Below are 26,835 nucleotides of genomic sequence, written 5' to 3'. Positions count from 1 at the left end.
AGTTCCTAGTACATCAATTTCAGGGGAAGATTCTGCTCAACGATCAGTCTGCCTGAGTTTTGGATGAGATTGTCTGCATGTGAGTTATTCTTGGCGCCCCAAAGTCTGGCCACCAGTTTCACCCTATTATTCTGAAATTTATTATCAGATATGGCCACATTAATGATTCCGTAGGTATTGATCAAAACTCCCGTCTCTTCAGCTGCACCACTATTTGTGAAGGTACATCCTTTTACTATCAAATTCCCTCCAACAGTAGACTCATCATATCCTCCTCGATAGTAATCAATGACATTACGCTTAATTCCTTCGAATTGGCTATCTACTATGAAAACATTTTCCGCATTGTAATCTCCTCTGTCATCATCTTCGGCAGAAAGCTCAAGACCATTATTACAATTTTTGATAGTAGTGGAAGTGAACTTGATATACTCGGAAAATGAGAATTTATAGGCTTTGAGTACATAGTCGAAACCGGATATTTCTGAGTCTTCTACCTCCAGATTGTACAGGCTGGACATGTTTTCTTTTAAGCTGGCAAATGCGTAATTCTTGCCTGATCCCTTCAAGATGACCGATTTTAACATGAGCTGAGCCTGGGGATTCATTTCAAATGCAGCTGTTTCAGCTGCTCCTGTATACACAAGGGTAGATTTCTTCCCCGCATCAGCAGATTGCAGTTGCAATTTTTTATTGATTTTCAGCCCTGAGCTAATTTCATATTGATCTGCTGTTAATTCGATGATGTCACCTGCTTTAGCATTGACTACTGCCGCAGCTAATTCCTCAGAAGTACTCACAGCATGGGTTTCTGGATCTGATGCAGCAGGGGAGGGATCATACCAATTCGTTCCATATTTAGAGAGATCCATGATATTGGGTTTTTGGGCATTCGCCCCATGTACTGCCCCAACTGAATTTCCTCCTTTACGAGAATTCCCCAACAAATCTTTTTCAATCTGATCAAATCCAAATCCATTGTGTGCTTCAATATCATTCAAATCAGTGGAAGGAACCCAAACATTTTCTTCTAACTCCTTCAGAGAGAAATCCTTCTCGGCCAGTCCTTCAACTCCTCTAAATGCGACTCCCTGATTTTGGATTATATTACTTTGAAAATCAATCCCATCGATAGAGTCATAACGAAGAAGGGGCATATCATCTCCTTTATCATTGTAAATGATATTATTCGCGACAAGTGTACGAATGGGAGTTTCAGATCTGATTTCAGAGGCAGGAAGTACATCCTTTTGGTCGATGTTTGAGCCTACCCCCAATTGCCAGGGAGACTGACAATTCACCCAGGTATTATAGGCTACCACGACATCTGTAACCTGGATATAGCGGTTTAAAGGTGATTTAGGAATTCCATTCATTACCGCGAGCGGTCCTCTGAATATTTCTCCGCGAAGGTTATAGAAATAGTTGTTGGTTACCCAATGCCCGGTTCCGATAAGCCTTATTCCACCAGCATGAGGTGATTTTTCGTCCCCAATGAAATAATTGCCATCCACGGTGCAGTAGTTTCCATGACGAGTTACGAGAGATCCCTCACTTTTATAGAACACATTATTTCTAAATTCATTGAAATTGGTTTTACTGGAAATGATCTCGACTTCTCCATTACATCTTTCAAATAGATTATTTTCCACCATCGTATAACTTGGTGACATAGAAGTGAAACTATTCCCAATCTGGATGGTCTCAGCACTAGGTCCTCCTTTGGGAGGTCTGGGGCCAAAATGATTGTTGTTGATCTTGTGGTAATTGTTAATGCTTGGATTTCCAGCCAAATCTACCCTGATCGTAGGTCCCCGATTTGATTTACCTGCGAGGTAGGAATGATCAAGTTGGTTATGTCTTCCTTTGAATAGGACCCAGAGGTCCTGTTTATTCCGTTGAGATTTGTTGAAGTCCTTAATCACACAATTTGTCACCCGACTGTGATTTGCCAGCATATCCTCATCGATAAAAAACTGGATAACAGATCGAGATGGGGATGCTCCCTGGCTAAAATAAAGTCCATCTACCACCAAATATTCACCTCCCAGTTTCAGATCAGATTTCCCCTGAATCAGCACCTTCCCAGCTGTTTCAGCTCTTAGGCTAATGGGCTTGTCCTTGGTTCCCTTTCCGATAAAGCGTATTTGAATATCCTTCCATTCACCATTCGCCATGACAATTTCGGTCCCTGCTTTCGCCTGTGAGATGGCTTCCTTCAGTTCATCGGCATTGGAAACCAATACGGATGTATTGCTTCCATTTTGTTGACAAGCACTCAGGAATGCGAATGCGATAAATAATTGTAGTAGCTGTTTTAAGTTTTTCATTCTATATAGTCTCTCTGCTTTAGGAAATAGATAAGGATTATTAGGTAATATTAGAATATTCAGGGATGAAAGGATGCATGATTCTTATGCCTCTTTCCAAAGTTTCTGGACAGCTGCCAGGTCTCTTTTCATAGCCTCAAAAACAAGCTTATGGTCTATGGTGATTTCATAACGGCCTTTATCTGCGCCTCCCAGGGGATATTCCAGATGAAGGCAAACCGGCGGTTTTAATCCTAAACTTTTCAATAGCTTAAAATAGGCTGTAAAGTCAACCATTCCTTCTCCAATAGGGACATTGACGATCTGCCACTTGCCCTTTACTTTGCCCCATTTAAAATCTTTAAGAACGATGGTTTTAATTTGGTCTTTGAGCAATTTGACTCCATTTGACCATGACCTTCCTCCCTCTGCCACAGCATGTCGTATGTCGTATTGTGAGCCGAAGAATTGCGGATGGGCTGTTTCCAGGATGTGTTTCACTTCCCAAATAGAAGCACCAATGCTTGTTCCGGAATGATTTTGATAGCAACCTATGATCTTATGCTTTTTGTTCACTTCACTCAGCTGCTGAATTTTCTCTTTATAAAAATCCAATGAATCTTCAAGAGAGATGCCTTCCTTAAATTTGAACCAGTTACTTCTGTAATATTTCACTCCTTCAGATGCTGCCGTTTTAATGACATCCATATCCATAGGATTAGCCACATCTGAAATAGCAGTAGTAATCATTTCACAAGAAAGTCCTGCCTTTTTGATTTCACGAATGGCTTTTGGAAGATCAGATTCAACATTTTCCGGAAGCACATGTCCTTTGGGTCTGACAGTAAGGTCCAGTCCCTTGAAGCCAATCTCTGCCGCAATTTCCGCCGCCTCTTTATAATCCAAAAATTGCAGATGCTTGGAAAAAACATGCACTTCCAGTTCTTCTTCAAGCTGATTAAACATGCTGGCGTGAAGAGGGAACTGGGTAAATGTTGCCAGGCTTCCTGCGGCTCCCAATTTCTTGAGAAATGATCTTCGGCTAGTAGTCATAATGGGTTTGGTAAATTGGTTAACCAATTTTCATTAGCCAATATAGCAATAGTTCCGCGAGTAATTCAAAAAACATAGAACTGATTGCCAATCTATCGCTAATATGGATTGTTAAAGCAGAGTTACTGCCCAAATCATTCCTTAGGCGTATCACTTGCAGGGCCAATAGATGAAGCCCTAAACCAGACTTCTGTATAGGAACCATTGGCGTATTGTTGCTCAACATCTCCGCCATAAGTTTCAGATCCAGTCCCCCAAACCATATTTAAAGAAGGATCTCTTCCATTGGTTTGATTATAGGCTCCCTGTTTGAAGAACTGTAATTCTCCTGCATAGGCATTTGCTCTTTCAGTCCCATCCTGGCCGATCGGAACATACAAGTCCACAATTTGCTGAGGAAGATCCGATGCATTGACATATTCAGATGAGATGAGGCTTTTTGTAAAGCTTTTTGTCTCATGCCCTTCAGATTCAAATTTGAGTTGCATGATTCCCTCAGAAACGAGGATTTCATAGCTAAACTCTTCCCCTAACTCAATGCCATCTTCAGGTTCAGCAGGATAGCTATCGGGAGCGCTTCCGACTACTGACATATCATTGCCCCAAATAGCCGTTGAAAAATCCCATCGTCCCGAATTATCCCCTTCCGTATTGATTTCGTAATTCCAGTATAGAGATCCTTTCGAATGGCCTGGAAACTTTTTGTAGAAGATTTTCAGGGGTTCATTTTTATGTCCTTCATCACTATGAATTTGCCCAACTACAACTGAATAGGAGGCCGCAACCCTTGCATCACCGGAAGTCGATACATGCATTACTTTTAAGCTAGCGGTCAATTTACCTCCGCTTTCAGGAGTCCATCTTTCCTTTTGACCCAATTCTGTTCGCGTATTATGCGAATTGGGAGAAGTTATTCCTCCATTGGGAGCTTTATACACAATCCATTTGGCTCCATCATCCACCGTATAAAAATAATCCTTGTGTTCTAGCTCCTTTACATCTTTAAATACCTCTCCATTGCCTAGCATAATGGACCATTGATCAGCAGAAGATAGTATATCGGCTGGATAAATGGGTTTGCTATCCTGAGAGTCTGTTGCGGATTCTTTAGTAGAAGTACCACAACTCAGGAGGGTGATGCTCAATAGGAAAATAAAAAGGAGGCGAAATGGGATTTTCATAATAGAATCTATTAGCGAAGGTATATAGTAGAATTAAAGGTCTGAGGAAGAACGATTCCCCTGGAGCGAATTATTGCCAGCAATATTTGTCTTAGTCAAACTTAAATTGTTCTTTCACATTTGCCGAGAATAATTGGTGCACCAATTTAGGCACAAAGCTCCTAAAACCCACAATATCAGATAAAATAATCCATTGTATGGTGACAGGCAAAGATTCGGATTCGATATTGAGAGCTTAAATCCCATTGATAAATAACCAAGATAAAAGACTTTCATGAAAGAGGATACACGGAAAAAACTCGAAAAAATAAGCACTGCGACCATAGCTACCATCCTATTCAAAAGAGGATTGAAATATCAATTTATTCAGGATGTCTCACCTCTGAAAAAGATGGACAAGTCTATGGTAGGGGAGGCTTTTACCTTAAGATACATTCCCGCCCGGGAAGATCTTAATCAGGTCGAGGTCTTCAGAAATCCGGATCACCCCCAACGAAAGGCAGTAGAGACTTGTCCAGCAGCTGCAGTATTGGTAATTGATAGTAGAAAAAGCGCCAGAGCAGCCTCGGCCGGATCAATTCTCCTTACAAGACTAATGGTTAGGGGAGTAGCAGGTGTGGTTACCGACGGAGGATTTCGGGATGCTGATTTGATCGCAGAATTGGATATGCCCACATTTCATCAACGCCCAACAGCTCCTACCAATCTTACCCTCAACCAGGCTATAGATATCAATGTTCCTATCGGATGTGGTGATGTGGCGGTTTTTCCCGGAGATGTGATTGTCGGTGATAATGATGGCGTAATGGTTATTCCCGCGGCCCTGGCTGATGAAGTTGCAGAAGAAGGAAGTCGAATGACCCTTTTCGAGGACTTTGTAACAGAAAGGGTGCTTGCGGGCCAAACGATCATTGGGCTATATCCGGCTACTGACCCACAGACCTTGATTGAATTTGAGGCATGGAAAAAAGAGAAAGGAATACAAGAATAGGACAAACCAAATTTATCCTAAGGTAGGAAGATGAGGTTTAAAGCCTTTTCCTATGAATTTTACATACAAACTGGATATAGAATAGCTTAGCTGAAGGCAGAATAGCAGCTCTTTGGGCTATGATTATATGTTTTTTGTAATTTAACAGAATCCAAGCTGATGAATTTAAAAGCAAGTTTCACATATGAAGTTAGAAGTCCTCGCGAATAGAGAAAAGCAAGCTATCCAGAATGATATTATTTCAAAGATCCAGCATTTAATCAATTACAAAAATCTGGAACCGGGAGATAGACTACCACCAGAGAGGACAATGGCCGAAAAATTTGGTGTTAGCAGAAGAAGTTTGAGTAAGGCGATTCAGAAACTGGAATTCTACGGATTATTAAAGTCAAAGCCCCAAAGTGGAACCTATCTAGCCAATATTGGGAAGTTGGCTATGAATGGAATTATTGACAATATTTTAGAACTAGAAGAGCCAGATTTTAAGGCATTAACTGAAACCAGAATTGGACTTGAGTTAGAGATTGTACAGTATTCTGCCAAAAGGAGAACACAGAAAAACCTGGAGAAAATAAAAACAGCCTTAGACGCCTTTTCAGAAAAGATTCTTCAGGGCAATGATTCCTTACAAGAAGACATTCTTTTTCATCTCGAAATAGCCAAGGCCAGTGGAAACTCTGCCTTGAGTACGCTTATGCATTTAATTACTCCCGAAATTGTAGGAACATATGATCGGGATCGAATTTGCGAAGGGGACGAGGCCTTATCTGAAATTAAAAAGCACGAAGATATTTACCTCGCTATCAAAAATAGAAATTCTGAACTGGCGAAAGAAAAAATGGCCATTCATTTTACTCGGCTCAGAGAGTATTTGAGCAATATGTAGGCATTTCCCCTTCGATACTCCTATCTCTTTTTGTACAATTCTCTTCTGACTTATTTCCTTATTCCCCAATAAGGACCTTCCCACTTATGCCACCGAATTGACAATAGTTCGTCTCTGCTACAGTTTCGAGCTTCATAGTTTTTCATTTCAGCTTTAATTGGGTATACTTGTAAAATTGGTGCACCAATTTTAATAAGCCCAATGATATCGCTCTTTTTATCAGAAGATCTCTAATAACTCAAGCCTAAAAATCGGCTGTAAATGTATCCGTTTTTAGGCTGTTTAAGCTCGTATATCTATATCTGCATACATTGATTTCAACAATAAAGCGTAAGTTTCTTCAAGGACTTTTACTGTTTCTACCTGGTATTTTCCTTTTGGGATTCAACATTGGGACAGGAAGTGTGACAGCAATGGCCAAAGCCGGAGCCAGTTATGGCATGTCCTTGCTTTGGACGATTGTTGCATCCTGTCTGACGACCTACTTCATGATCAATTTGTACAGTAGGTATACCCTGATCACTGGCGAAACAGCTCTTCAGGCTTTTAGAAAACATATACATCCTGGACTTGGGATATTTTTTATTGTGGCACTTACGGCAGGGGTAATGGGTAGTGTGATGGGAGTGATGGGGATAGTTGCAGACATAAGCCACATTTGGTCCCGCTCAATTATTGAAGGAGGGATAGCACCTGTCTATTTTGCAGCATTTTTTTCCGCCATCGTGTATTTCATTTTTTGGAATGGAAAAACACAGTTTTTCGAGCGCTCCCTGGCAGTCATCGTGGCGATTATGTCTGCCTGTTTTTTGCTCAATTTCTTTATCCTGATGCCACCCCCGATAGAAATATTGAAGGGCTTGATTCCCAATATTCCGGAAGTCTCCCAGGACCAGGCAAAAGGCCCTTTTCTGGTAATCGCATCCATGGTCGGAACCACTGTTTTTTCAGGACTTTTCATCATTCGAACTACCCTGGTAAAAGAAGCGGGCTGGGAACTTAAGGATCAGAAAAAACAACGCAATGATGCCATCTTTTCAGTAAGCCTGATGTTTGTAATCAGTGCCTCCATTATGGCAGCCTCAGCTGGAACTTTGCATATCAATGGATTGGAACTGACAAATGTCTCTCAAATGCTGGAATTGCTGGAACCTCTGGCTGGCAAAATGGCTGTTTCGATATTTGCATTTGGCATCATAGCAGCTGGCGTATCCTCTCAATTTCCAAATGTATTAATGTTGCCCTGGTTGCTATGTGATTACAATCAAACAGAGCGACAAATGACCCTGCCCAAATACCGATGGATGGTCTTGGGTATTTCCCTACTGGGTTTGGTTGTACCTGTTTTTAATGCGCCCCCCATATTTGTCATGATCGTCTCTCAGGCGTTTAATGCCGTCATACTACCCTTAACCGTAGGGGCGATTTTTTATCTGGGAAACAGAAAGGACCTATTGGGCGAATACCAGAATTCCTTTACAACAAATACTATTCTCCTGGCCATTCTTCTTTTTTCCATTTTCACTTCGATCATTGGGATTAAAGGGGTTTGGGAGTCAATCATCCAATAAATGAGAGATTTAAAATCATTAGCTCATATTCCCCTCAAGCAAAAAAACAATAGAGTGTGGCGAACCTATGAAGGAGGAGCTTTAATTGATCGTTGGAAAAAAGAGGCAAGTGAGGAGGATGGGAGTTTTCCGGAAGAATGGATCATGTCTACCATTTCAGCCCGGGGAAAAGGCCGCCCTGCAAATGAAGGTCTCAGCATTTTGCGGAGTCCGGAAGGTGAAATTTCTCTAAAAGAACTGATTGATTCCGAGCGGGAACTCTTTTTAGGGAAGCAGTTAGCAGAAAAGTATGGTACTACCGGAGTCTTGATCAAAATCCTGGATTCAAAAGAGCGACTTACAATTCAAGTACATCCTGATAAGAAGTATGCCCGGGAAATGCTGGGTTCTCAGTTTGGAAAAACAGAATCCTGGTATGTACTGGGAGGGCGTGAAATTGAGGGAGAAAAGAGTGCCGTTTACATGGGCTTTAAAGAAGGAGTAACTAAGGAGAGCTGGAGAGAACTCTTTCTCAATCAGGACATTGAAGGCATGCTCAAATGTCTGCATCGATTTCCGGTGGAGTCAGGTGATGCTTTCATGATATATGGAGGAGTGCCTCATGCCATAGGAAGTGCTTGTTTTTTATTGGAGGTGCAGGAGCCAACAGACTATACTATGCGTGTGGAAAAGATTACACCTGCAGGCTTGGTAATCAGCGATGACCTGATCCATCAGGGAGTAGGTGAGGAGAAGATGTTGGATTGCTTCCATTATGATCCATGTTCGTATGAAGAAGCCCTTAAACGGTGGAAGATCATCCCTCAAGTGCTCGAGAAAGGAGTAGGCTACCAACTCAGTACGATATTTAATGAAACCCATACAGATTGTTTTGGAGTCAGCAAGCTCGATTTGTCAGGCCGCTATGTTCATAAAGGAAATGGCAGTTTTTATGTAGCTGTGATTTACTCAGGCAAAGGATGGATTCAGTATGATGGCCAGGAATATGAATATGAGCAGGGAGACGAAATATTCTTTTCAGCGGCTATGGATGGAGTAGAATTTAATTCCAAAATAGATTCAACGATCCTGCTTTGTTATCCCCCTACTTGATAAAGTGAAGGCCATATTTTCCATAAACCCAGGCATACACCTTCAGAAGTTAAAACAGAAAGATTGTTCTCAAATTATTGTCTTATAGAATCTGTAAAAGAAACGGAGAATTTATGAATCCAAATACGCACGCTGATCATCTCATCGAAGCCCGAGAAATTTTGGAAATTACCGCAGTACAAATGGCGGCGGAAAGAAGAAGCTCAGAAAATCTACGGAGTATTCAGGCTGCACAAGATGATTTCCGGGAGCAAAGACTTGATCAGGCAGAAGCCCTTGAGGAGGATTTGCTCTTTCATTTGGAAGTGGTGGCTGCAAGTAAAAATAGTGTACTTAAGTCCCTATATCTTAAGATTTTCCCTGACCTATTTGATTTGTTCAATAGCAGAAAGAAACAGGATCTCAATAGTTTCTTTGAAGCGATTTATGAACATGATAGCATCATTGAACATATTAGCAATCAAAATAAAGTGGGCGCAGCAGAAGTCATGAAACTGCATTTAGAAAAAAGTAAAAACTGAGCTTCCCAAGCTATCCTTTATCAATCAGGTCTACTATACATCCCAATTTGTCTAGCAAATCAAGGTATTTGTGGATAAAATATTTAGCATAATGCTAATTTTGTTTATATTTTCGATGCAAATTGCCAATTAATTTGGCTTTTCATCCTTAATCATCAACAAATACAGTTTTATGCAAAGAATCCTACACCCTCTTTGGCTAATTGTCTTTCTACTTCTCGGACAAGGCCTATTCGCTCAGAATAGCCTGAACAAAGCTGAAAGACAGAAAGCCATAGCCCATTTAAAGGCTTCCCAAAAAGAACTGCTCAAATCGATCAAGGGCCTATCTACTGAACAGCTCAACTTCAAACCCAATGAAAATTCCTGGTCCATCGCAGAATGTCTGGAGCACATTACTGTTTCAGAAAAAGGCTTGTTTGGGCTGTCCCAAAAGACCCTGGAAGGAGATGCAAAACCTGAGCTGCGAAAAGAATTGAAGTTTTCAGATGAACAGGTAGTGGGACTGATTACCGATCGTTCCTTTAAAGCCAAAGCTTCAGATGATCTGACTCCCAAAAATCAGTTTGGGAATAGCACAAATACAAAAGTGGAATTTAAAAAATTGCGCAAGCATAGCATCAAATTTGTCAAAACCAGTGATGCAGATATGCGCAACCATTTCTTTGATTTTCCCTTTGGCAAGGTAGATACCTATCAGTTGATCATGTTTATGTCGGGTCATTCGGTTCGCCATACAGATCAGATAAAAGAGATTTTGGCTGACGCTTCTTTTCCCCAAAATTAGGAGCTAAGATTCTGACAAAATGAGATTCTGTTGTAAGGGAGATAAACTCAAACTTGCAGCAGAATTTTTTTTGATTTTTTTTTCAGCTTTTTGTCCCCTCTTTCAAAAACAGCTTCGTCATCTAGAAAAATCACCTTAAAATCTTAGATTCTTATGAAAAAATTTCTGGTAATTTACCACGCTCCCGCAGAGGCTATGGCACAAATGTCTACAGCCACCGATGAAGAAAAAGCCAAGGGAATGGAAGCCTGGATGGCATGGAAAGCAAAAAGCGGAGATGCTGTTGTCGATTTTGGAAATCCCCTAATGAGTGGTAATGCTACTGCAGAAGGTAGTTCCTGGACCCAAAGTGATAAAGGAGTCAGTGGGTATTCTATCATTCAGGGTGAAAGTTCTGAGCAAGTTCAGGGTCTTTTCACTGATCACCCTCACTTAAGCTGGCATCCTCAGGCAAGCATTGAGGTACACGAAGTAATTCCTATGTAATTTTATTAACCTTCAACCAATAACATAAAGAAAATGAAAGACTACATGCTGATATTCCTGGGAGCGGATTATTCCGAAATGAACCTTTCCCCCGAACAAATACAAGCACGAATGGGAAAATGGTTTGCCTGGAATACGAAAATGCAAGAGCAGGGAATCGTAAAAGACGGACATGCCCTACACCCGGAAATGAGAAGAGTAAGTGGACCTGGCAGAACCGTTACAGATCAAGCTTCAGCAGAATTAAAAGAACTGGTTGGCGGCTATTATGTCGTTCAAGCCAAGGATTTTGACGGAGCCATAGAAGTAGCTCAGGATTTTCCGGATTATGACCTGGGAGGAACTGTTGAAATTCGCGAAATCATGGTTTTTGACCAAGCCTAATGGAAGACAAAATGATAGACCATCTCTTCCGACATCAGTACGGAAAGATGGTCTCCATTTTAACGAGAATATTTGGATTACAGCATCTGGAGATGATAGAAGATGCTGTCCAGGATACCTTTATCCGGGCCATGATGAGTTGGCGCAAACAAATTCCGGATAATCCGGAGGCCTGGTTGACCCAGGCAGCCAAAAATCGCATCCTGGACCTTTTACGCAAACTAAACGCAGATCAAAAACGTGAGTTCAAGATAGCCAGCGGGAGTTCCAGCCTGGCTATCAATGAACTCTTTTTAGAACACGAAATAGGGGATAGCCAGTTGCGCATGATTTTTACCGCTTGCAATCCTGTCCTAAACCCCAAAGATCAAATCGCTTTCTCGCTCAAAACCATTTCCGGATTCAGTTCTCAAGAGATAGCGGCCTCTTTACTCCTAAAAGAAGAAACCGTAAAGAAACGATTGATCCGAGCCAGAAAAGCCATCCAAAAAGCCAATCTCTCTTTCGAGATCCCTATGGGGCAAGAGTTGTCCCGGCGTCTTGTGCGGGTGCTTGAAGTCATCTACCTCATTTTCAATGAGGGCTTTCACTCCAATAAAAAGAATATCCTCATTCGTGAAGACCTCTGCGGAGAAGCCCTGCGCCTCTGTAAACTCGTTCGCCAAAATCCCAATACCGCTACTCCAGATGCCCATGCACTATTTGCTCTGCTTTGTTTTCACTCTGCCCGTTTGAAAAGTAAAGTAAATGAGCATCAGGAAATCATCAGCCTCCGGTCCCAGGATCGATCCAAATGGTATGGCCCTCTCATCATTTTGGGACATTCTGCCATGAATCAGGCAGTAGAAACAGAGGCTTTCAGTGTTTATCATTATGAAGCAGCAATTGCCAGTGAACATTTGAAGGCCAAGACCTATGAGGATACCAATTGGGACCAAATCCTGATATGGTATGAGCAATTGCAGAAGATATCTCCCTCCCTTTTTACTCAGCTCAATATTGCAGCCATCCATATTCAGAGGGGGGCATTTAGTCAGGCTGAACAATATTTGATGCGCCTCGATCCAGAAAGTCTGGAGCAAAAAGCCTATCTCTACTTTGCAACCTATGCAGATCTTTTGAAGTATCAGGGGGATCCAGAAGGAGCTCTTAAACAGCTCGAAATTGCCATTGATCTCTGTAGTAATGAGGTGGAAAAGCAATATCTACTCAAGAAAAAAAACGAGATCTCCTAAGCTAAATTTGTCTATTCTGAAAAGAGGTCCTCTGCAAGATTTAAATCGGTCTTATGAAAAAGACAGATGAAGGCTTAACTTATACCTGTAAATTCAAGATAAGATGAAACCTACTTACTACCTCTTAATCAGCCTCTTACTGCTATCCACTTCATGCAAGGATTCTAAGCCTCCCTATGAGCCAGTACCCAAATCTCTGGAATACCAATCCTGGGAAGATACCCAACAACCTACAGGTAGCCCTACTTATTTGGCTTTGGGAAATTATGCCAAAGTCCTATGCTCGGCAGTCTTTGTTTCGGGCAGAGAAATAGATGAAGCAGCTGTAAATAGCAAAATGGAACTCTTTTTCTCGGAGGAGCAGGAGATTCAATATTTTCTGGATGAAAATGAAAAGAGAGTTAAAGTGGGTATAGAAGGAGATACGAGTAGAAGTGCAACTTACTATGGAGACCAGGGCTGTATACTTGATAGTAAAAAGGGAATTCAGTTTAGTCCGATAGCCGTTAGCTCCCAATTGCCTCCTGCCGAAGGCATGGATTGGCCGATGGGAGATCGGATTTCGCAGGAGATACCCAGGATTAATGAGGAAAAGTATGCAGAGGTATTAGAGAAAGCATTTGCTCCGGAAGCTTTTACAGCGGCTTTTCTGGTTGTTAAAGACGGAAATATCCTTTTGGAGCAATATGGAAACGGAGCCCACAAAGATATGCAATTGGAAAGCTGGTCCATGGGCAAAAGTCTTACAGCAACTTTGATAGGCAGACTTATGCAAATGGGGGAATTGAAATTGGATCAGAAAGCTCCCATAGCAGAATGGCAGAAAGAGGGAGATCCCAGAGGAGAAATCAGCATTAGGCAATTGCTCAATATGAGTTCGGGACTTCGATTTGCTGCCCATCGCGATCCCGATCGCAAAATTCCTTTACTCGAATTACCTCACTTATACATTTACATGGAGGCCCTGGATGTATTTGATTTTGCGGTAAACAGACCCCTGGAATATGCGCCGGGAAGTACAGGCAGGTATCGCAATTGCGATCCGCTTACCTTAGGCAAGATTGTGAGGGAGAAAGTTGAAGCTATGGGAGAAAATTACCATCAGTGGCCACAAAAGGAACTTTTTGATAAGATTGGGATTCGTAAGCAGGTAATGGAAACGGACATTAAAGGAAATTTCATTTTGACGGGTTTCGATTATGGTACTGGACGAAACTGGGCAAGGATGGGTATGCTATACCTCAATGAGGGTAGGTGGATGGGGGAGAGATTGCTTCCCGAAGGATTTACAGATTTTGTTTCGACTCCTGCTCCGGGCTGGGAAGTTCCTGAATACGGAGGCCAATTTTGGCTCAATGAAGGAAATCGTTGGGCAAGCTTGCCAGAGGATGCCTATTTTATGGCGGGCGGAGGTGGACAAAGGGTCATTATCAGCCCTTCCGACAATATGGTCATAGTTCGGCTTGGGCATAGTAAAGGAGGCCCTCATGTGGTCGAAAGTATGAATGCCGCCATTTCAGCCCTCATGGAAAAATTATAGAGAAAGAAAACTTATTCTTGTATTCCTAAATCTGCAATCCGGTAAATCTGATTTCCATTCATTTCCTGATCGGGAACCTGGATCTGTATAAAAGGCTTTTGAGTAGCCGCATGACAAGCATTGCAGGAAGTAACCAGCATTTTATAGGAATTTTTGAAATGTGTATAGCTCTTTTGGTGAATGCTTTCTTCTACTTCCACCAAAGCAGGTAAAGGCATGCGTCTTACAAGTTCGGATACTTTCTGCCCTTCTTCTTCGATATTGCTTTCCTGCAATTCTTCTATCACTTCTTCAATTTCGTGGGTGTAAAAAGAGGCCAACTCCCAATTCTCATTTGTTCCTGCATACCAAAGCTTTGTTCCAAAACGCTGAAATCTTTCCATGGCATCTAATAAAACTGCCTCTGAATCATGTGCTCCTTCTAGTTTTTGGCTTTGTACTTTCTCCAACTGTTCCTTCAAATCCTGAATTTGGGACCTACTACTTACTGCCTGAAAGCAAAAAAGACTACTTATACCTACAAGCAAGAAGATATATAGGTGGTTCTTGTTCATAGGTCGAAGCTAGGCTCCTTCTGTATTTTTTAAAAAACCAAATACTATAAATTATTACGCATATATATTCTTATTTTTCATAATAAACCTTCTGCGATTCTAAGCCTATCCTCCTTACAGCAATATTCGTACATTATAGTTCCAATAGATTCTTTAATTCTATGGACAAAGCTCAGGTAAAATTCATTTCATCCGGAGAACGTTAATTATAACTCAGCCCATGTCCGTATTTGTATAAAGGCTTTTCGGAATCATAAGGAACATCTTCCAGTTGGTTATTGGCGGCTTCCACAGAGGAGGGAATTTCAACGGGCAGTTTGCCACTGGGATTGAAATTCCCAAATATCATTTCGAGAATAATTTCCTCCTGACATTCGAAATCAGCAATCATGGCTTTACTGGCAGCATCAATTTCAGGAACTACGGGCGGGCGAGTAATGGTCAAAACCGTTATCGTAGGTTTTGATTGAGTTCTAGTCAAAATTTCAGCCTTTTCATCCTCTTCAAAATCAAGTCTTCCTTGTGGAATCATAAATTCTAATAAACTGCTCCCTTTTGGAGGAGAAGAAGGAGTCCCCAATTTTTGAACAATCACATCTGCCTCATCCATATCATCCACAATTTGAGGGAATTTTTCTGCTAAGCTTTCCGATTCCATCCCATGTAGATAGACCTTTGTATCCGGAGAAAGGGGAAGAAAGTCCGCTTCATTTTTCAGCAAAACCATGGATTTTCTTTGAGCTTCTTTTCCTTTTTCTACAAAGGTGGGATTACCAACAATATCCGTCTTGTCCGGATCAACGAAAGGATCATCAAAAAGTCCCAGGGTAAATTTATCTCGCAACAATCTCCGAACGGAAACATCCAGTCTTTCTTCGGAAAGACTTCCCTCCTTTACCAATTCTACCACCAAATCTACTCTGTACTCTCCGCCAAAAAGATCACAACCGGCATCCAGCACTTTTTTGATTCGATCTTTTTCTGATAAATGTTCTACTCCCCAGGCAGAAGCTTCTTTGACAGCCGCATCAGAGATGATTCCCCAGTCCGTTGCCACCACTCCTTCAAAACCCAATGAATCCCTTAATAAGCCCTGAATGATGTCTTTATTAAAACTGAAACCCACTTCTTCAAAGCCCAATCCTTTGGGTATGCCATAATAGGGCATATACTGAGCGGCATGAGCAGCCATCGAACCCTCGGTAAAAGGCTTCAAGTGATAGTCGAATTTATTTCCGGGATAGACCTGGCCTTTACCCGAAGCAAAGTGAGCATCCCAGCCATCTTCCTGTGGACCCCCACCAGGAAAATGCTTAACCTGACAAGCTACGCTTGTATTCGATAAGGTATCTCCCTGAAATCCCAGTACATAAGCCTTAATGAGCTTAGCACTCAAGTCAGCATCCTCGCCGAAGGTTCCATTTACACGGGCCCATCGGGGATCGGTAGAAATATCTGCCATAGGATGTTGGGCAAGACGAATGCCAATCGCCAAATATTCCTGTCGGGCTATATCTCCAAATTCATGCACCAAAGCGGAATCCCTGGTTGCAGCCAGGCCCAACTGTGAAGGCCAGGTAGAAATCCATTTATTCTCCGCGCTTGCTCCTGCCATACCCGTCGCTCCATGTCTGGGATCAGAAAGTAGCGTAATCGGAATGCCCAAGCGAGTCCTTTCAGCTAAGTCCTGGAGATTGTTGTTCCAAATGGCATAATTTTTTGCGGAGGTTCCAAAGAGATTTTGGACCTGATTCATTTTATACTTCAGGATAGTCGTTGATGTGTTCTCACCCATAATCGAAAAAGGGTCTGAAGGAGTGGGAATCTCCATCAGAGAACCATCCGGATTCATCGCCAAAAAGTGGGCAAACAACATCCCGGCTTTCTCTTCTACATTCATTTGAGCAAGCAGATCTTCTATGCGTTCTGCTTGTGGCGCACGAACATCCTCATAGACATCCAAAGCCCCATTTTTGTTTAGGTCCCGAAAAGTATGCCCATCGATGGTGAGACGTGGAGTGGGTTCACCTGCTAATTTCATATTCCGGGAGGACTCCATGCCCCATTTGATACGGAAAATGACAAAAGTGATCAAGAGGATAAGCAAAAGCCCTCCAAAAAGGTAGCCGAGTAGTTTAAAAAACTTTTTCATTTGGGGTAAAATATGGGATTTACTCAAGATAGCCAGCAATTATCCATTGCCCAAGTGTTTAGAGTAGAATAGAGCCTCACAACTGTTTTCAGCTAAGCCCAAACTTTCCCGCTAAATTTTTCGTCTATTTGTACATAGTATCTTCCCGGCTATCTCCACATTCGCACTTATGGATCTTGGTCTTCAACTACTGTTTTTCTTCAGCGCATTAGGAGTTTTCAATGGCTTCCTGATGAGTTGCTATTTTCTCTTTATTGCCAAACCCTCCCGTATCCAGAATCGGTATTTCGGCCTGATGATTCTGATGCTAAGTCTCCGTATTGGAAAGTCAGTTTGGTATTACTTTGATAACAGTCTTTCGAAAACTGTTTTGCAAATAGGACTTTCTGCTTGTGCGTTTATCGGTCCTTTTCTCTATTTCTACTTAAAGAGTGTACTAAAGGGAGAGGAAAAAGTCAGGAAAGAAGTTCGGCTAGTACTTCTGATTTTATTCGGAGGGATTTTATGCATAGGAATGCTTTTTCCTTATGAAACAAAACCGGAATACTGGAATCCGGAAATCACCCAGGGCATCTATGCGATATGGGTATTATTTGTTCTGGCATCAGCTTATGAGCTCCGGAGGCTAATCCAAAAAATCTTTAGTCAGGATAATCCTTTAGAGCTAGCAGAGAAATGGCTCCTGATCGTATTTTTCACCAATCTTCTCATTTGTTTGGTTTTCAATTCCATCTTGTACCTGGGTTTTCCTACCTACATTTTTGGTCCTATTACCTTTTCTTTTGTCTTTTATATTCTATTGGGCTTCTTGCTATTCTTCCCCAAAAGTCAGGAGATCGTCAAAGGAGAGAGAAAGTCCTATCAAAAGAAGAGGATTGCCAGCAATCAATTAGATCAAATCGAAGATGGGCTCATGCAGTTGATGGAAGAGGAGAAATTGTATGTCCAGGAAGACCTAAAACTCGAACAACTCGCACAAAGACTTTCTCTTTCCCCTCACACCCTTTCACAATTTCTCAATGAGCATATGCAAAAGAGCTTCTCGGATTATGTGAATGAGCATCGGGTGGAAGCTGCTTGTAAACTTTTACAGGAAGAACATAAATACACCGTCGAAGGGATTGGTAATATGGTAGGTTTTCGTTCCCGTTCTTCTTTCTATGCTGCTTTTAAAAAACTAAAAGGTAGCACTCCCTCTCAATTCTCCAAAGGTCTGAAACTGACCTGATTTTGTTTGGAATTATAGATTCAGACAAAATAAGAGAGAATTAGGCCTGTTTTCTGGGAAAATTCTCCTAGTCTTGGAGAAAAATCACAGCAATGAAGGAAATCTTAGTCAGTTTACTTTTCTCGATCCTCTTTAGTTATTCCTTTAGCCAAACAGAAAGAGACAAGGTCGAAATTCCCCTCAATGATTATATGGTCGGCACTTCCTATAATTATCCCGATCAAATCCGGCGGGCTTTTGTAGATTCGGCGACCTTATATCTGGACCGAAGAGGAGAAGTCTGGATCACTAGTCCTGATAAATATGCCGCTTTATTTGAAAGCCGCCCAAAAGGGGAATTCAGTGGGAGAACAAGCAAGTTACTTTCTGTCGAAATCTTCAATAACATAGCACAAGCAGAAATCGAAGTTTTGATTCCTTCTATAGAAGCTAGATTTATCGACCTCATTCTGCTGAAAAAAATAGAGGAGGAGTGGAAGATTATTAGCAAAACAGCGACGCGTTACTCAACGGCATCTTCCTATAAAGGACCAAGGCAAAAAGTGCTCATGGAAGGCTTGAAGAAACCCTGGAGCATGGATTTCATTGATGCCAATGAAGTGATCCTGGCAGAGAAAAACGGAGAGCTGCTACGGATCAATCTGAAAACAAAGGAAAAGCGGATCATCAAGGGCTTTCCCAAAGACTTATTTACCGATCTTTTGCTGGATGTGAGTAAATATCCGCAGGGAACCTATCCGAGCAGTGAAGATGGTAAGATCATCCGGGCGAATGCGGGCATATTGGAGGTACTCCTTGATCCGGCCTTTAAAGAGAATCGTCGGATCTATGTTTCTTATGTAGCAGAAAAAGGCGACCGATATGCGCTCAAAGTAATACGAGCCATTTTGAAAAATGACCGATTGACACAAATTGAGACTTTGCTTAATCCCGGCCCTTATGTGCCAGGTGTTTATCATTTTGGAGGCGGCATGTGTTTTGGGAAGGATGGCAAACTCTATATTACGGCGGGCGAAAGGTTGTTCTATGAACATTTGGCCAAAGGATTGCCCATAGCTCAGGATGTAAGCGATGAACGTGGGAAAATTTATCGCCTCAATCCTGATGGAAGTATACCCGAGGATAACCCGGACTTTGGACCAGATGCCGTAAAGGGTCTATATGCATTTGGAATTCGAGCAGCTCAGGGAATCACTATGCATCCGGAAACAGGAGAATTGTGGTTCAGTGAACACGGAACCATACAGGGAGATGAAATCAATCTCTTACAAGCAGGTGCCAATTACGGTTGGCCAAATGTTACGTCAGGAAGACTTCGCTCCAAAGGCTATGAACCTCCTTCTTTAGAAAATCCTGTTTATACAGATCCCATTCACTATTGGCAGCAAACGGTAGCACCTACGGGCCTTGTTTTTTATACAGGTGAAAGTTTTCCCGAGTGGAAAGGAAACCTAATTGTACCCGGTCTTTCGCGAGGCAGTCTTTGGAGGCTGAGTTTGGAGGGAAATACTGTCAAATCCGCCGAGGAACTTTTTACTGATAAGCATGTGAGACTCCGGAAAGCAGAAATGGGTCCGGATGGAAGGCTGTATATCCTGACCAGCGAAGAGAATGGGAAAATCATTGAGATTGTGCGGGAGGAATAAAGGTGTCTTCTCCATTTCCCAAAAAGCTTCTAAAACTTCTCTAGATAGGAGTCGGAGATTTTTAATATATCCGCAAAAAGCAGAACTTGAATGTCGGGCCTTTAAGGTATTATCATACCCATGTCTTTGGAGGCCCGACCTCTAGATAAGATAGAGAACGTATGAAGTTCGACCAGCTCCTTTCAAAAAAAGTTAATAGATATTTACCCCATATTTTCCTGATTGCTGTTAGCATTGGTACGGCCAACTATTTCATTCATGGTCTGTTCAACTGGTTCCAATGGATCATACTTTCTGTTTCTACCTGCTTTCTCATCGGCTATAGCCTTCTCAGCATAGCAGCACACAAAAGCAGACTTCAACAATATTTTCAGGATCAATGGAAATTATATGTGAGCTTGATTCTGGGATTCTTTTTAATCGGATTTTTGGCCTCCGAAGTGGAAAACATCATCAAGAATCTGATATTTTCACATGAAGCCTATCGAGCTTTTGCTGCGGGGAGCACCTACCTGACTAATGGGATCATATCCATGGCGCTGGGGCTGAGTTTCTTTCTAAATAATCAGTTGTTTCCGTTAGAAGCCAAAGCAGAAATCAGACCTCAATCTATGTCAAAGGAGCAAGAAGCCCGGATGGAGGAGGGCTACCCCATTGCAAAAATACCGGTCAGACAGGGGGAAAGTATCTTGCTCATTTCAGTTGAAAATATTGTCTATTTCGAGGCCTTCGATAATTATTCTTTCGTCTTTGACCTCAAGGGAAATAAAATGCTCTGCGATTATTCATTGCTTTTTCTGGAGAAACGACTCGGCAAGGAGTTTATGAGGATCCACCGTAAGTTTATTGTGAATACCGTCCACATCAAACAAATCAAACCTCACCTTAATAGTCGATATGTCATTTTATTTGACCGACCAGAACTTAAGGCGATCACCAGTAGTAAAAGCTATTCTTCAACGATCCGTAGTCTGATAAAGATCGAATAGCATTAGGTAAAAAAAGAGACTGCCCCTGAAGGAACAGCCTCTCTGAGATCATTTTTGCATCAATTCCTTATCGACTTCTGTAACGGTCTCAACCTCCAGAATCTCGATCCATTTTCCATTTCTCAAGGTGTACACCCCTGAACCGACTCCCCGATAGGAAGGGCCTCTTCCCATGGGGTAGAGGGACCATTTAAAATTGACCAGGACATTGTCTTTCGATAATACTTCAACTTCCAGCTCAGGAATTTCCATCCTCTTATTGGGAAATTGTTTGAAAATCACCTGAAATCGATCTCTCAAGGCCTGTTTCCCGACATAGTTCCCGTCCGTTCCATACATTCGAATGTCTGAGGAAAAGTTTGCCAAAAACAATTCCAGATTTCCTTCATTAAAAGCATCGATGGTAGAGAGGTAAAGTTCTTTCACGGGATGATCCTTCTGAGCAGGTTTCTGCGCGTATGCCTCCATTCCGACCAAGAAAAGGAGGACACAAGTGAAAGCGAATGTGGTTCTCATAAATTTGGGATTAAAAGTTTTAGCATTCACTTTCCGCTAGAGGGAAAATATGGAATAAAATGAATGCCTGGTGATACATAAAATTCAATCCCAAGTAGCAGATTGTCAGGAAATTGCAAAAGAAGATTCGGGTGAAAGGACTGGATAAATGGCGAATGAACCGTATGGGAAGGTGTGTGCATTAGAGAAATGTCTCAGCATCGAGGGATTTCTCAAAAGATGTTGGAGAAGTATTTGTTTTGGGCCTAAAATGAGAGGCTGATTCATCCTCTCCTATCCACTCCCATATTGCTCTTTTTAGATCACTTTATCTTATTCAAATCCATAGGACTATCAATTCCTATCAGTTTGACAATTTCATGATTGTCATCCAGGACAAACTGTATTCTCTCCTTCAAATTATCTACCAGAAAGCTATGATCCCCTTTAGGAATTAATTTAAGTTTCCCTCCTCTACCGACTACTTCTGCGTATAGATTTGAATCATTCATTGAAACCCTGATTTCTATGGGGCCATTTTTATAGGTGCCTGTATATTTTTTGTAGGTACTACTATCGATTGTTGCTTGACTTTTGGAATCAGGAAGAAATTCAATGACAGATTCATAATTCGAAGGGGCTATGTTCCTGCTATTATGTTCTTTTAAGTAATTCAATGCCAGGCGATATCCAGTATCAAATGCTTCTTCACTTGAGACTTTCACATTCGGAAGTACACCTACTTGTTCAAAACTGGTCTTTGTAACTGCATTTATGGTAGTTTCAGAAGCAATGGTCACAGAGAATCTATCATTGATTTTATGGGTCATCGCTCCATTTCCTGCGCCCATCGTTATTTCTCCAATGACGGTGGCTCTTTTCAGGTGTTTTAACATATATGCTAAAGATTCAGCAGCAGAAGCACTTCGACTATTTACCAATACATAAACAGGAATATTGGGAAGTCTTTTTCCCGGGAGGTCTTTTTTGGTATAAATGCCATGTCGACTGTCCTGATATCTATAGTAATAATCAGACAAATGAATGGGTTCCCCCTCGAAAAGATAACTAATGAGATAGGCTACAACATACTGTCTACGATCTGTAGACTATAGCTGTAATGCTCGTAGGCCTTCTCAAGGGAACTGAGGGAGGCTTCTTCTTGATATTTCAGTTCCCAGTTCTTCGCCAGGGAACTAAGGAGAAGGTAGAGGGGTCTTTGAAGCCAAGGCTGATCTAAGTTGAGGGGATCCGGTTTGGCAACTTGGCTTTTTGACAAGCCGATGCTTGTAAGTCCTTTGTGATAAAAAGCAAAGGCTTGTTCCGGCATTTTTTGAACTCTATAAATTTCGCCTAATTTCTGATACGTCAGGCTAATATTAGCGTCCTGTGATTCTTGCCGAACTTTTAGGGCCTTTTGGTAGTAGCTTTCTGCGAGGGGGTAATCTTCTAATTTTCGATAGAGTTCTCCATAATTGGTATATAGCAAAGCATGGAATTCGGTCGCTTCTGATTGAAAAACCCTGGAAACAATGTCTTTGAATGCATCAGCTTTCTTTACATATATTTTAGCGGAATCAATTTCCCCCAGGCCAATAAAGGCAGTACTCAAATTATTGAGCCAAAAGGCACGAAATACTCCTCCTGCTTTAGGATAAGAAAGGGCAGACCTAAAATAACTAATGGCTTGCGGATAATCTTCCATAGAGGCAAATGCCGCCCCGATATTGGAAAGAAGAATGGGATAATTGGGATGTTGCAAATCATCCGACAAAGCCAGTTTATAATTTTCAATTGCACTGTAATAATCACCAATAGCCTGATAGAGCCTACCCCTACTCGCATAAGGGACAACTTTATTGGGATTATTATCCGCCAGAGAGTCGCTAATCGATACTGCCTGATGTAAGAGATTCAGCGCTCGGGCATAATCATTCCTTTTGCAATAGCCAGCAATCATGACGCTCGCCAACCCATTGTAAGAAACCCAGAGATCGTTCTGTTTTTCTTGAGCTAATTGCTGGTAAGTATCTATCGCTTTCAGGTAATAATATTCTGAAGAATCACAAGCTTGAACAAGAAGAAATGCCTGTGCCAAAAAATTTAGGGATTTCCCCAATTGTTCACTTTTAGCTCCCCAAATTTCAGCTTGAAAATGAGATGCCCTCCTCAAACAGATAAGAGCAGAATCCATTTTGCCTTCCGCCGGATTGCTGTAGCCTACCCCCAGGGTAAATAATGAGCTCGCATACAAACTGCTGTCATTTCTATTGTTCTTGTTTTCTGTCTTTCGAAGCAGAGCCTGTATAATCGGGAAGGCTTTTTGAAAGGATCCCTTAAAAGTATAAGTAGCTGCTCGATAGTAATTACCCAAACTTCGCTCGTAGGTATTGCTGCCGCTCTCGCTTAGCGCATCCTGATGACGATCCAGTACGAGAAGGGCACTGTCGTAGTAAGCCGTCTTGAATAGTAATATCCCTTTTGCCAATAACACAGAAGGACAGTCCCGCGAATCTTTTTTACAAAATTCACCTAGCTGGTTCAGGTAAAAATATTCTTGTTCATATGATTTCTGGTAATCAGTGGCCTCATCGATCTGTTGAATGTACCAACTGATCTTATGCTCGGAATAATTCTCTCCTTTTTGACAAGCAGTAAGTAAGAGAAGAGAAAAAAATCCTATCCAGCTCAACTTAGGGGATACCAACATCGGGAAGTTTTTGTCCATTTTTGAGTTAAATCAAAATAGTAAATATTTGAAGATCTGTTCTGTTGCCTTCCTTTATTTCCTATTACCTGAAAAACTGATTTTTTCGCATTTCAAGAATTTTTTCTTATAAAGCCCTGCTTATCAGGTAGTTAAATTTTTATCTATATTTTTTTCGGATAAGCAGGCGAATAATTGGGCAAAAAGGGTAATAGGTATATAAACAAGCTATTCATCAAGCATTAATTCATTTAGCCATGAACAGAAACAGTACCTTTATTCTCATTTTCCTTTTCCTTTCAAGCCCTCTTTTCGGGAATTCGCCTGTATCTGGCAACATGATCAACCAGGTATGGACCAAAGCCAATTCTCCTTATTGCGTGTCAGGGGATATTTTCGTTTCCAGCCTCACAATAGAGGCAGGTGTGAGAGTCATTTTTCAGGGAGATTACCTATTTGAAGTGGGGGGTATACTAACTGCCGTGGGAGCCCCTACGGATTCCATTTATTTTACCAAATCGGATTCTATCAGCGGTTGGCGAGGGATCCAGTTCAATTTTAGTAATCCAGCCTCAGAAATGGCCTATTGCAGAATTGACAGTTCAACTTCAGGAGGGATTAGGGTAAATAATTCTTCTCCAACTATCCGAAACTGCAGAATCATACATAATAGCAGCACAGATCATGGAGCAGGAGTATGGACAAATTCACAGTTGACCCTGAATTGTACAGAAATAATCGGCAACTATAGCAGCAGTCGATTTGGAGGAGGAGTTTACAATGAAGGTTCCCTTCGTCTGCTCAATTGTGCAGTAAGATATAATGTGAATGAATGGCTGCGTAGCTCTGTCTGGTCAGCCGGCGGGGGAATTTATTCTACGGGCAGCTTGTATGCTGAAAAATCAGAGATTAGCTACAACCATAACATCTCTACTAATGGCAATCCTTTTCAATCCTCATTTAGCTATGGAGGGGGAATTTATATAGATGCGGATAGCCTCGAACTTAAGGCCTGCGAATTGAATGGGAATGCAACTGCTGCCCATGCAAATACGAGTGCTGAAGTAAACGATGGAGGGGCTTTATACACGCTTGGGCTCAATTACGGGAAAATCAGCAATAGCATCTTTGGCTATGACTCTTTGTACTGGAGAGGAGTATGGGCAGGAAGCTCGGCCAAAGGAGGGGGCATATACATATTTTCGGGTAATCTGGATATCACGAATTCCACCATAGCCTACAACAGCTTTGATGGTATTTTCAATCGAACGGGTAACGTAAACTTACGGAACAGCATTGTATTTTTTCATCCAACAGCTCAGATTCAAGGGACAGTAAGTACCACCTACAGCAATGTTCAGAACTCTTTTCCCGGGACTGGAAATATTGCCCTAAATCCCCTCTTCTTTAGTACAGATGACTTGCGAATCGTGCCTGGTTCCCCTTCCATCGATGCTGGTGATCCTGCCAGTCAATACAATGATGTTTGTTCTCCGCCTTCTTTGGGTAATACTCGTAATGATATGGGTGCAGAAGGAGGTCCTACAGCCTGTTCCTGGCTCATTGACTGCAGCAATTCCCTCAAGATTCGTGCTGAGGCAGGACCTGATCAGGCCATTTGTGAAGGAGAAAGTGTTCAGATTGGGGGTTCGCCTACCGTCTCTGGGGGTACTCCTCCATATACTTACAGCTGGACTCCCACTACTAATTTGAATGCTGCGAACATCCCTAATCCTGCAGCTTCACCGGGAATATCAAGGCGCTATACTGTAAGTGTCACAGATGCTGCTGGTTCTATTGTCAGGGACAGCGTTTGGATAGAGGTGGGCAATCCTGTCTCTGTAAATCTGGGCCCGGATGTCGTGATTAATCCGGGAGGCTCTATTGTGTTGGATGCAAAAAATCCAGGGGCAAGCTATGCATGGAATACCGGAGATACCAGTAGAACCTTGACGGTAAATCAAGCCGGTGATTATTATGTAACGGTTCGATCAGGAGGTTGTATTGGCAGTGATACAATTTCGGTTTTCATGTCTAACAATCTGGATAGTTGTCTGGTCGTACATTATGACTTCAATGGGGATGCAAATGATAGAGGTCCTCACGGTCTGGATGGGACGGTATTTGGAGCGACTCTTACCCAGGACAATTTCGGCAATCCCAATTCGGCTTACCTATTTGATGGAAATGACCGAATTGATGTAGCAGATGATCCAGCCCTCACGTTCGGAACCGACGAATTCACCTTCACTGCTTGTGTACGGATAGATGCCTTTGGACCAGATGGAGGATATTACCTCATGGGACATTCCAATGGACCCGGAACAACACGAAAATGGATTTTTTGGTTGGGGGATGAAGGAATAAGTTTTATCGTAGGTCCTTCAAATGGATGGAATTGGCTGGGAGACTATGATTTCCAATTGAATACCTGGTATACTGTTGCAATAAGAAGAGATGCTGATAGCATTGCAGCTTTTGTAGACAGCGTCCACATTGGAAGTATAGATGCTTCTCTATTTGTACTCCCCAATATGAGTACTAATTTTCAGATAGGAACGGCAGAAACTGGCAGGCCAAACCGTCTTTTCAAAGGTGCGATAAGCGATCTAAGCTTGTATAGATGTGCCTTGAATGACTTAGAATTGCGAGAGTTATGTACACAAAACAGCACAGGTCGCGAAGCCTTTTCTCCCATAGAATCTCTTAAGGTTTACCCTAATCCATCAGATGCAAATTTCCGAATTGAACTCCAGCTGGATCAAATAGAGGACATTCAGATGAGGCTTTTTGACCTGAGAGGGAAAATGATCGCAGAGCAAGCCTGGCATAGGACTCTTTTTATTGAGCATCAAATTGATCTTTCCGCCCAAACAGATGGGGTCTATCTACTACAATTACAAATGGGAAATTATGTGATACATAAAAAATTATACCTGCTACATTAGCGGCAAACCTTCCTTTTCCTCAATGGAATTGCCAAAGCCTGAATACGTATTCAGGCTTTGGCAATAGGTGTTTATTGAAA

22 protein-coding genes are annotated in these 26,835 nt (G+C 41.8%); 14 read left to right on the top strand and 8 right to left on the bottom strand.

Annotated elements, in window-relative coordinates; translation table 11 throughout:
- Positions 1-5: 5 nt before the first annotated feature.
- From R8P61_35110 to R8P61_35100, 3 genes are all read right to left on the bottom strand, one after another.
- Positions 6-2,330, bottom strand: coding sequence for a chondroitinase-B domain-containing protein (locus R8P61_35110; protein MDW3652360.1), 2,325 nt, complete (start codon positions 2,328-2,330; stop codon positions 6-8).
- An 84-nt stretch (positions 2,331-2,414) separates the two neighbouring features.
- Entirely contained in the window at positions 2,415-3,362 is a 948-nt protein-coding gene (locus R8P61_35105) for a TIM barrel protein (GenBank protein MDW3652359.1), read from the bottom strand.
- 134 nt (positions 3,363-3,496) lie between these two features.
- Positions 3,497-4,543 carry a polysaccharide lyase family 7 protein gene (locus R8P61_35100; protein MDW3652358.1) on the bottom strand — a complete coding sequence of 349 codons (1,047 nt, stop codon included), beginning with the start codon at positions 4,541-4,543 and terminating at the stop codon, positions 3,497-3,499.
- A 274-nt stretch (positions 4,544-4,817) separates the two neighbouring features.
- Between R8P61_35100 and R8P61_35095 the strand changes: the two genes are divergently transcribed.
- The 10 genes from R8P61_35095 to R8P61_35050 all read left to right on the top strand — a co-directional run bounded on the left by R8P61_35095 (position 4,818) and on the right by R8P61_35050 (position 14,036).
- Entirely contained in the window at positions 4,818-5,534 is a 717-nt protein-coding gene (locus R8P61_35095) for a ribonuclease activity regulator RraA (protein ID MDW3652357.1), read from the top strand.
- Between the two features lie 184 nt (positions 5,535-5,718).
- Positions 5,719-6,420 (top strand): FadR/GntR family transcriptional regulator, encoded by a 702-nt coding sequence (locus tag R8P61_35090; GenBank protein MDW3652356.1) that lies wholly within the window; start codon positions 5,719-5,721, stop codon positions 6,418-6,420.
- Between the two features lie 314 nt (positions 6,421-6,734).
- A complete protein-coding gene (locus R8P61_35085; protein MDW3652355.1) occupies positions 6,735-7,991 on the top strand; it encodes an Nramp family divalent metal transporter in 1,257 nt (418 codons plus the stop codon).
- A complete protein-coding gene (locus R8P61_35080) occupies positions 7,992-9,083 on the top strand; it encodes a type I phosphomannose isomerase catalytic subunit (GenBank protein MDW3652354.1) in 1,092 nt (363 codons plus the stop codon).
- A 113-nt stretch (positions 9,084-9,196) separates the two neighbouring features.
- Positions 9,197-9,604, top strand: a complete 408-nt coding sequence (locus R8P61_35075; protein ID MDW3652353.1) for an FCD domain-containing protein — start codon at positions 9,197-9,199, stop codon at positions 9,602-9,604.
- 172 nt (positions 9,605-9,776) lie between these two features.
- Complete coding sequence (locus R8P61_35070) at positions 9,777-10,391, top strand: DinB family protein (protein MDW3652352.1); 615 nt, start codon at positions 9,777-9,779, stop codon at positions 10,389-10,391.
- 153 nt (positions 10,392-10,544) lie between these two features.
- On the top strand, positions 10,545-10,877 hold the full coding sequence (locus tag R8P61_35065) for a hypothetical protein (GenBank protein MDW3652351.1): 333 nt from the start codon (positions 10,545-10,547) through the stop codon (positions 10,875-10,877).
- Between the two features lie 33 nt (positions 10,878-10,910).
- The gene (locus R8P61_35060; GenBank protein ID MDW3652350.1) at positions 10,911-11,261 is read left to right on the top strand and encodes a YciI family protein; all 351 of its coding nucleotides are present in this window, start codon (positions 10,911-10,913) and stop codon (positions 11,259-11,261) included.
- An 11-nt stretch (positions 11,262-11,272) separates the two neighbouring features.
- Complete coding sequence (locus R8P61_35055) at positions 11,273-12,496, top strand: sigma-70 family RNA polymerase sigma factor (protein MDW3652349.1); 1,224 nt, start codon at positions 11,273-11,275, stop codon at positions 12,494-12,496.
- A gap of 103 nt (positions 12,497-12,599) precedes the next feature.
- Positions 12,600-14,036 (top strand): serine hydrolase, encoded by a 1,437-nt coding sequence (locus R8P61_35050; protein ID MDW3652348.1) that lies wholly within the window; start codon positions 12,600-12,602, stop codon positions 14,034-14,036.
- An 11-nt stretch (positions 14,037-14,047) separates the two neighbouring features.
- On the opposite strand, the gene R8P61_35045 is transcribed toward R8P61_35050, so the two are convergent.
- Positions 14,048-14,590: a hypothetical protein gene (locus tag R8P61_35045; GenBank protein ID MDW3652347.1), complete on the bottom strand. Its 543-nt coding sequence runs from the start codon at positions 14,588-14,590 to the stop codon at positions 14,048-14,050.
- A gap of 202 nt (positions 14,591-14,792) precedes the next feature.
- Positions 14,793-16,742, bottom strand: a complete 1,950-nt coding sequence (locus R8P61_35040; GenBank protein MDW3652346.1) for a glycoside hydrolase family 3 N-terminal domain-containing protein — start codon at positions 16,740-16,742, stop codon at positions 14,793-14,795.
- Between the two features lie 169 nt (positions 16,743-16,911).
- On the opposite strand from R8P61_35040, the gene R8P61_35035 reads away from it, so the two are divergent.
- The 3 genes from R8P61_35035 to R8P61_35025 all read left to right on the top strand — a co-directional run bounded on the left by R8P61_35035 (position 16,912) and on the right by R8P61_35025 (position 20,605).
- Positions 16,912-17,970, top strand: a complete 1,059-nt coding sequence (locus R8P61_35035; GenBank protein MDW3652345.1) for a helix-turn-helix domain-containing protein — start codon at positions 16,912-16,914, stop codon at positions 17,968-17,970.
- Positions 17,971-18,062: 92 nt separating this feature from the next.
- Positions 18,063-19,616 carry a PQQ-dependent sugar dehydrogenase gene (locus tag R8P61_35030; GenBank protein MDW3652344.1) on the top strand — a complete coding sequence of 518 codons (1,554 nt, stop codon included), beginning with the start codon at positions 18,063-18,065 and terminating at the stop codon, positions 19,614-19,616.
- Positions 19,617-19,777: 161 nt separating this feature from the next.
- Positions 19,778-20,605, top strand: a complete 828-nt coding sequence (locus R8P61_35025) for a LytTR family DNA-binding domain-containing protein (GenBank protein ID MDW3652343.1) — start codon at positions 19,778-19,780, stop codon at positions 20,603-20,605.
- 48 nt (positions 20,606-20,653) lie between these two features.
- On the opposite strand, the gene R8P61_35020 is transcribed toward R8P61_35025, so the two are convergent.
- The 3 genes from R8P61_35020 to R8P61_35010 all read right to left on the bottom strand — a co-directional run bounded on the left by R8P61_35020 (position 20,654) and on the right by R8P61_35010 (position 23,828).
- Complete coding sequence (locus R8P61_35020; GenBank protein ID MDW3652342.1) at positions 20,654-21,121, bottom strand: nuclear transport factor 2 family protein; 468 nt, start codon at positions 21,119-21,121, stop codon at positions 20,654-20,656.
- 302 nt (positions 21,122-21,423) lie between these two features.
- Entirely contained in the window at positions 21,424-22,173 is a 750-nt protein-coding gene (locus R8P61_35015; protein MDW3652341.1) for a S41 family peptidase, read from the bottom strand.
- Between the two features lie 8 nt (positions 22,174-22,181).
- Complete coding sequence (locus R8P61_35010; protein ID MDW3652340.1) at positions 22,182-23,828, bottom strand: tetratricopeptide repeat protein; 1,647 nt, start codon at positions 23,826-23,828, stop codon at positions 22,182-22,184.
- A 236-nt stretch (positions 23,829-24,064) separates the two neighbouring features.
- Here R8P61_35010 and R8P61_35005 point away from each other — a divergent pair, with 236 nt between their 5' ends.
- Entirely contained in the window at positions 24,065-26,755 is a 2,691-nt protein-coding gene (locus R8P61_35005; GenBank protein MDW3652339.1) for a LamG-like jellyroll fold domain-containing protein, read from the top strand.
- Positions 26,756-26,835: the final 80 nt, after the last annotated feature.

Source organism: Bacteroidia bacterium (genome assembly GCA_033391075.1).
In the GTDB taxonomy this organism is placed as follows: Bacteria; Bacteroidota; Bacteroidia; order J057; family J057; genus JAWPMV01.
This window is presented reverse-complemented; position numbering and strand designations above follow the sequence as displayed.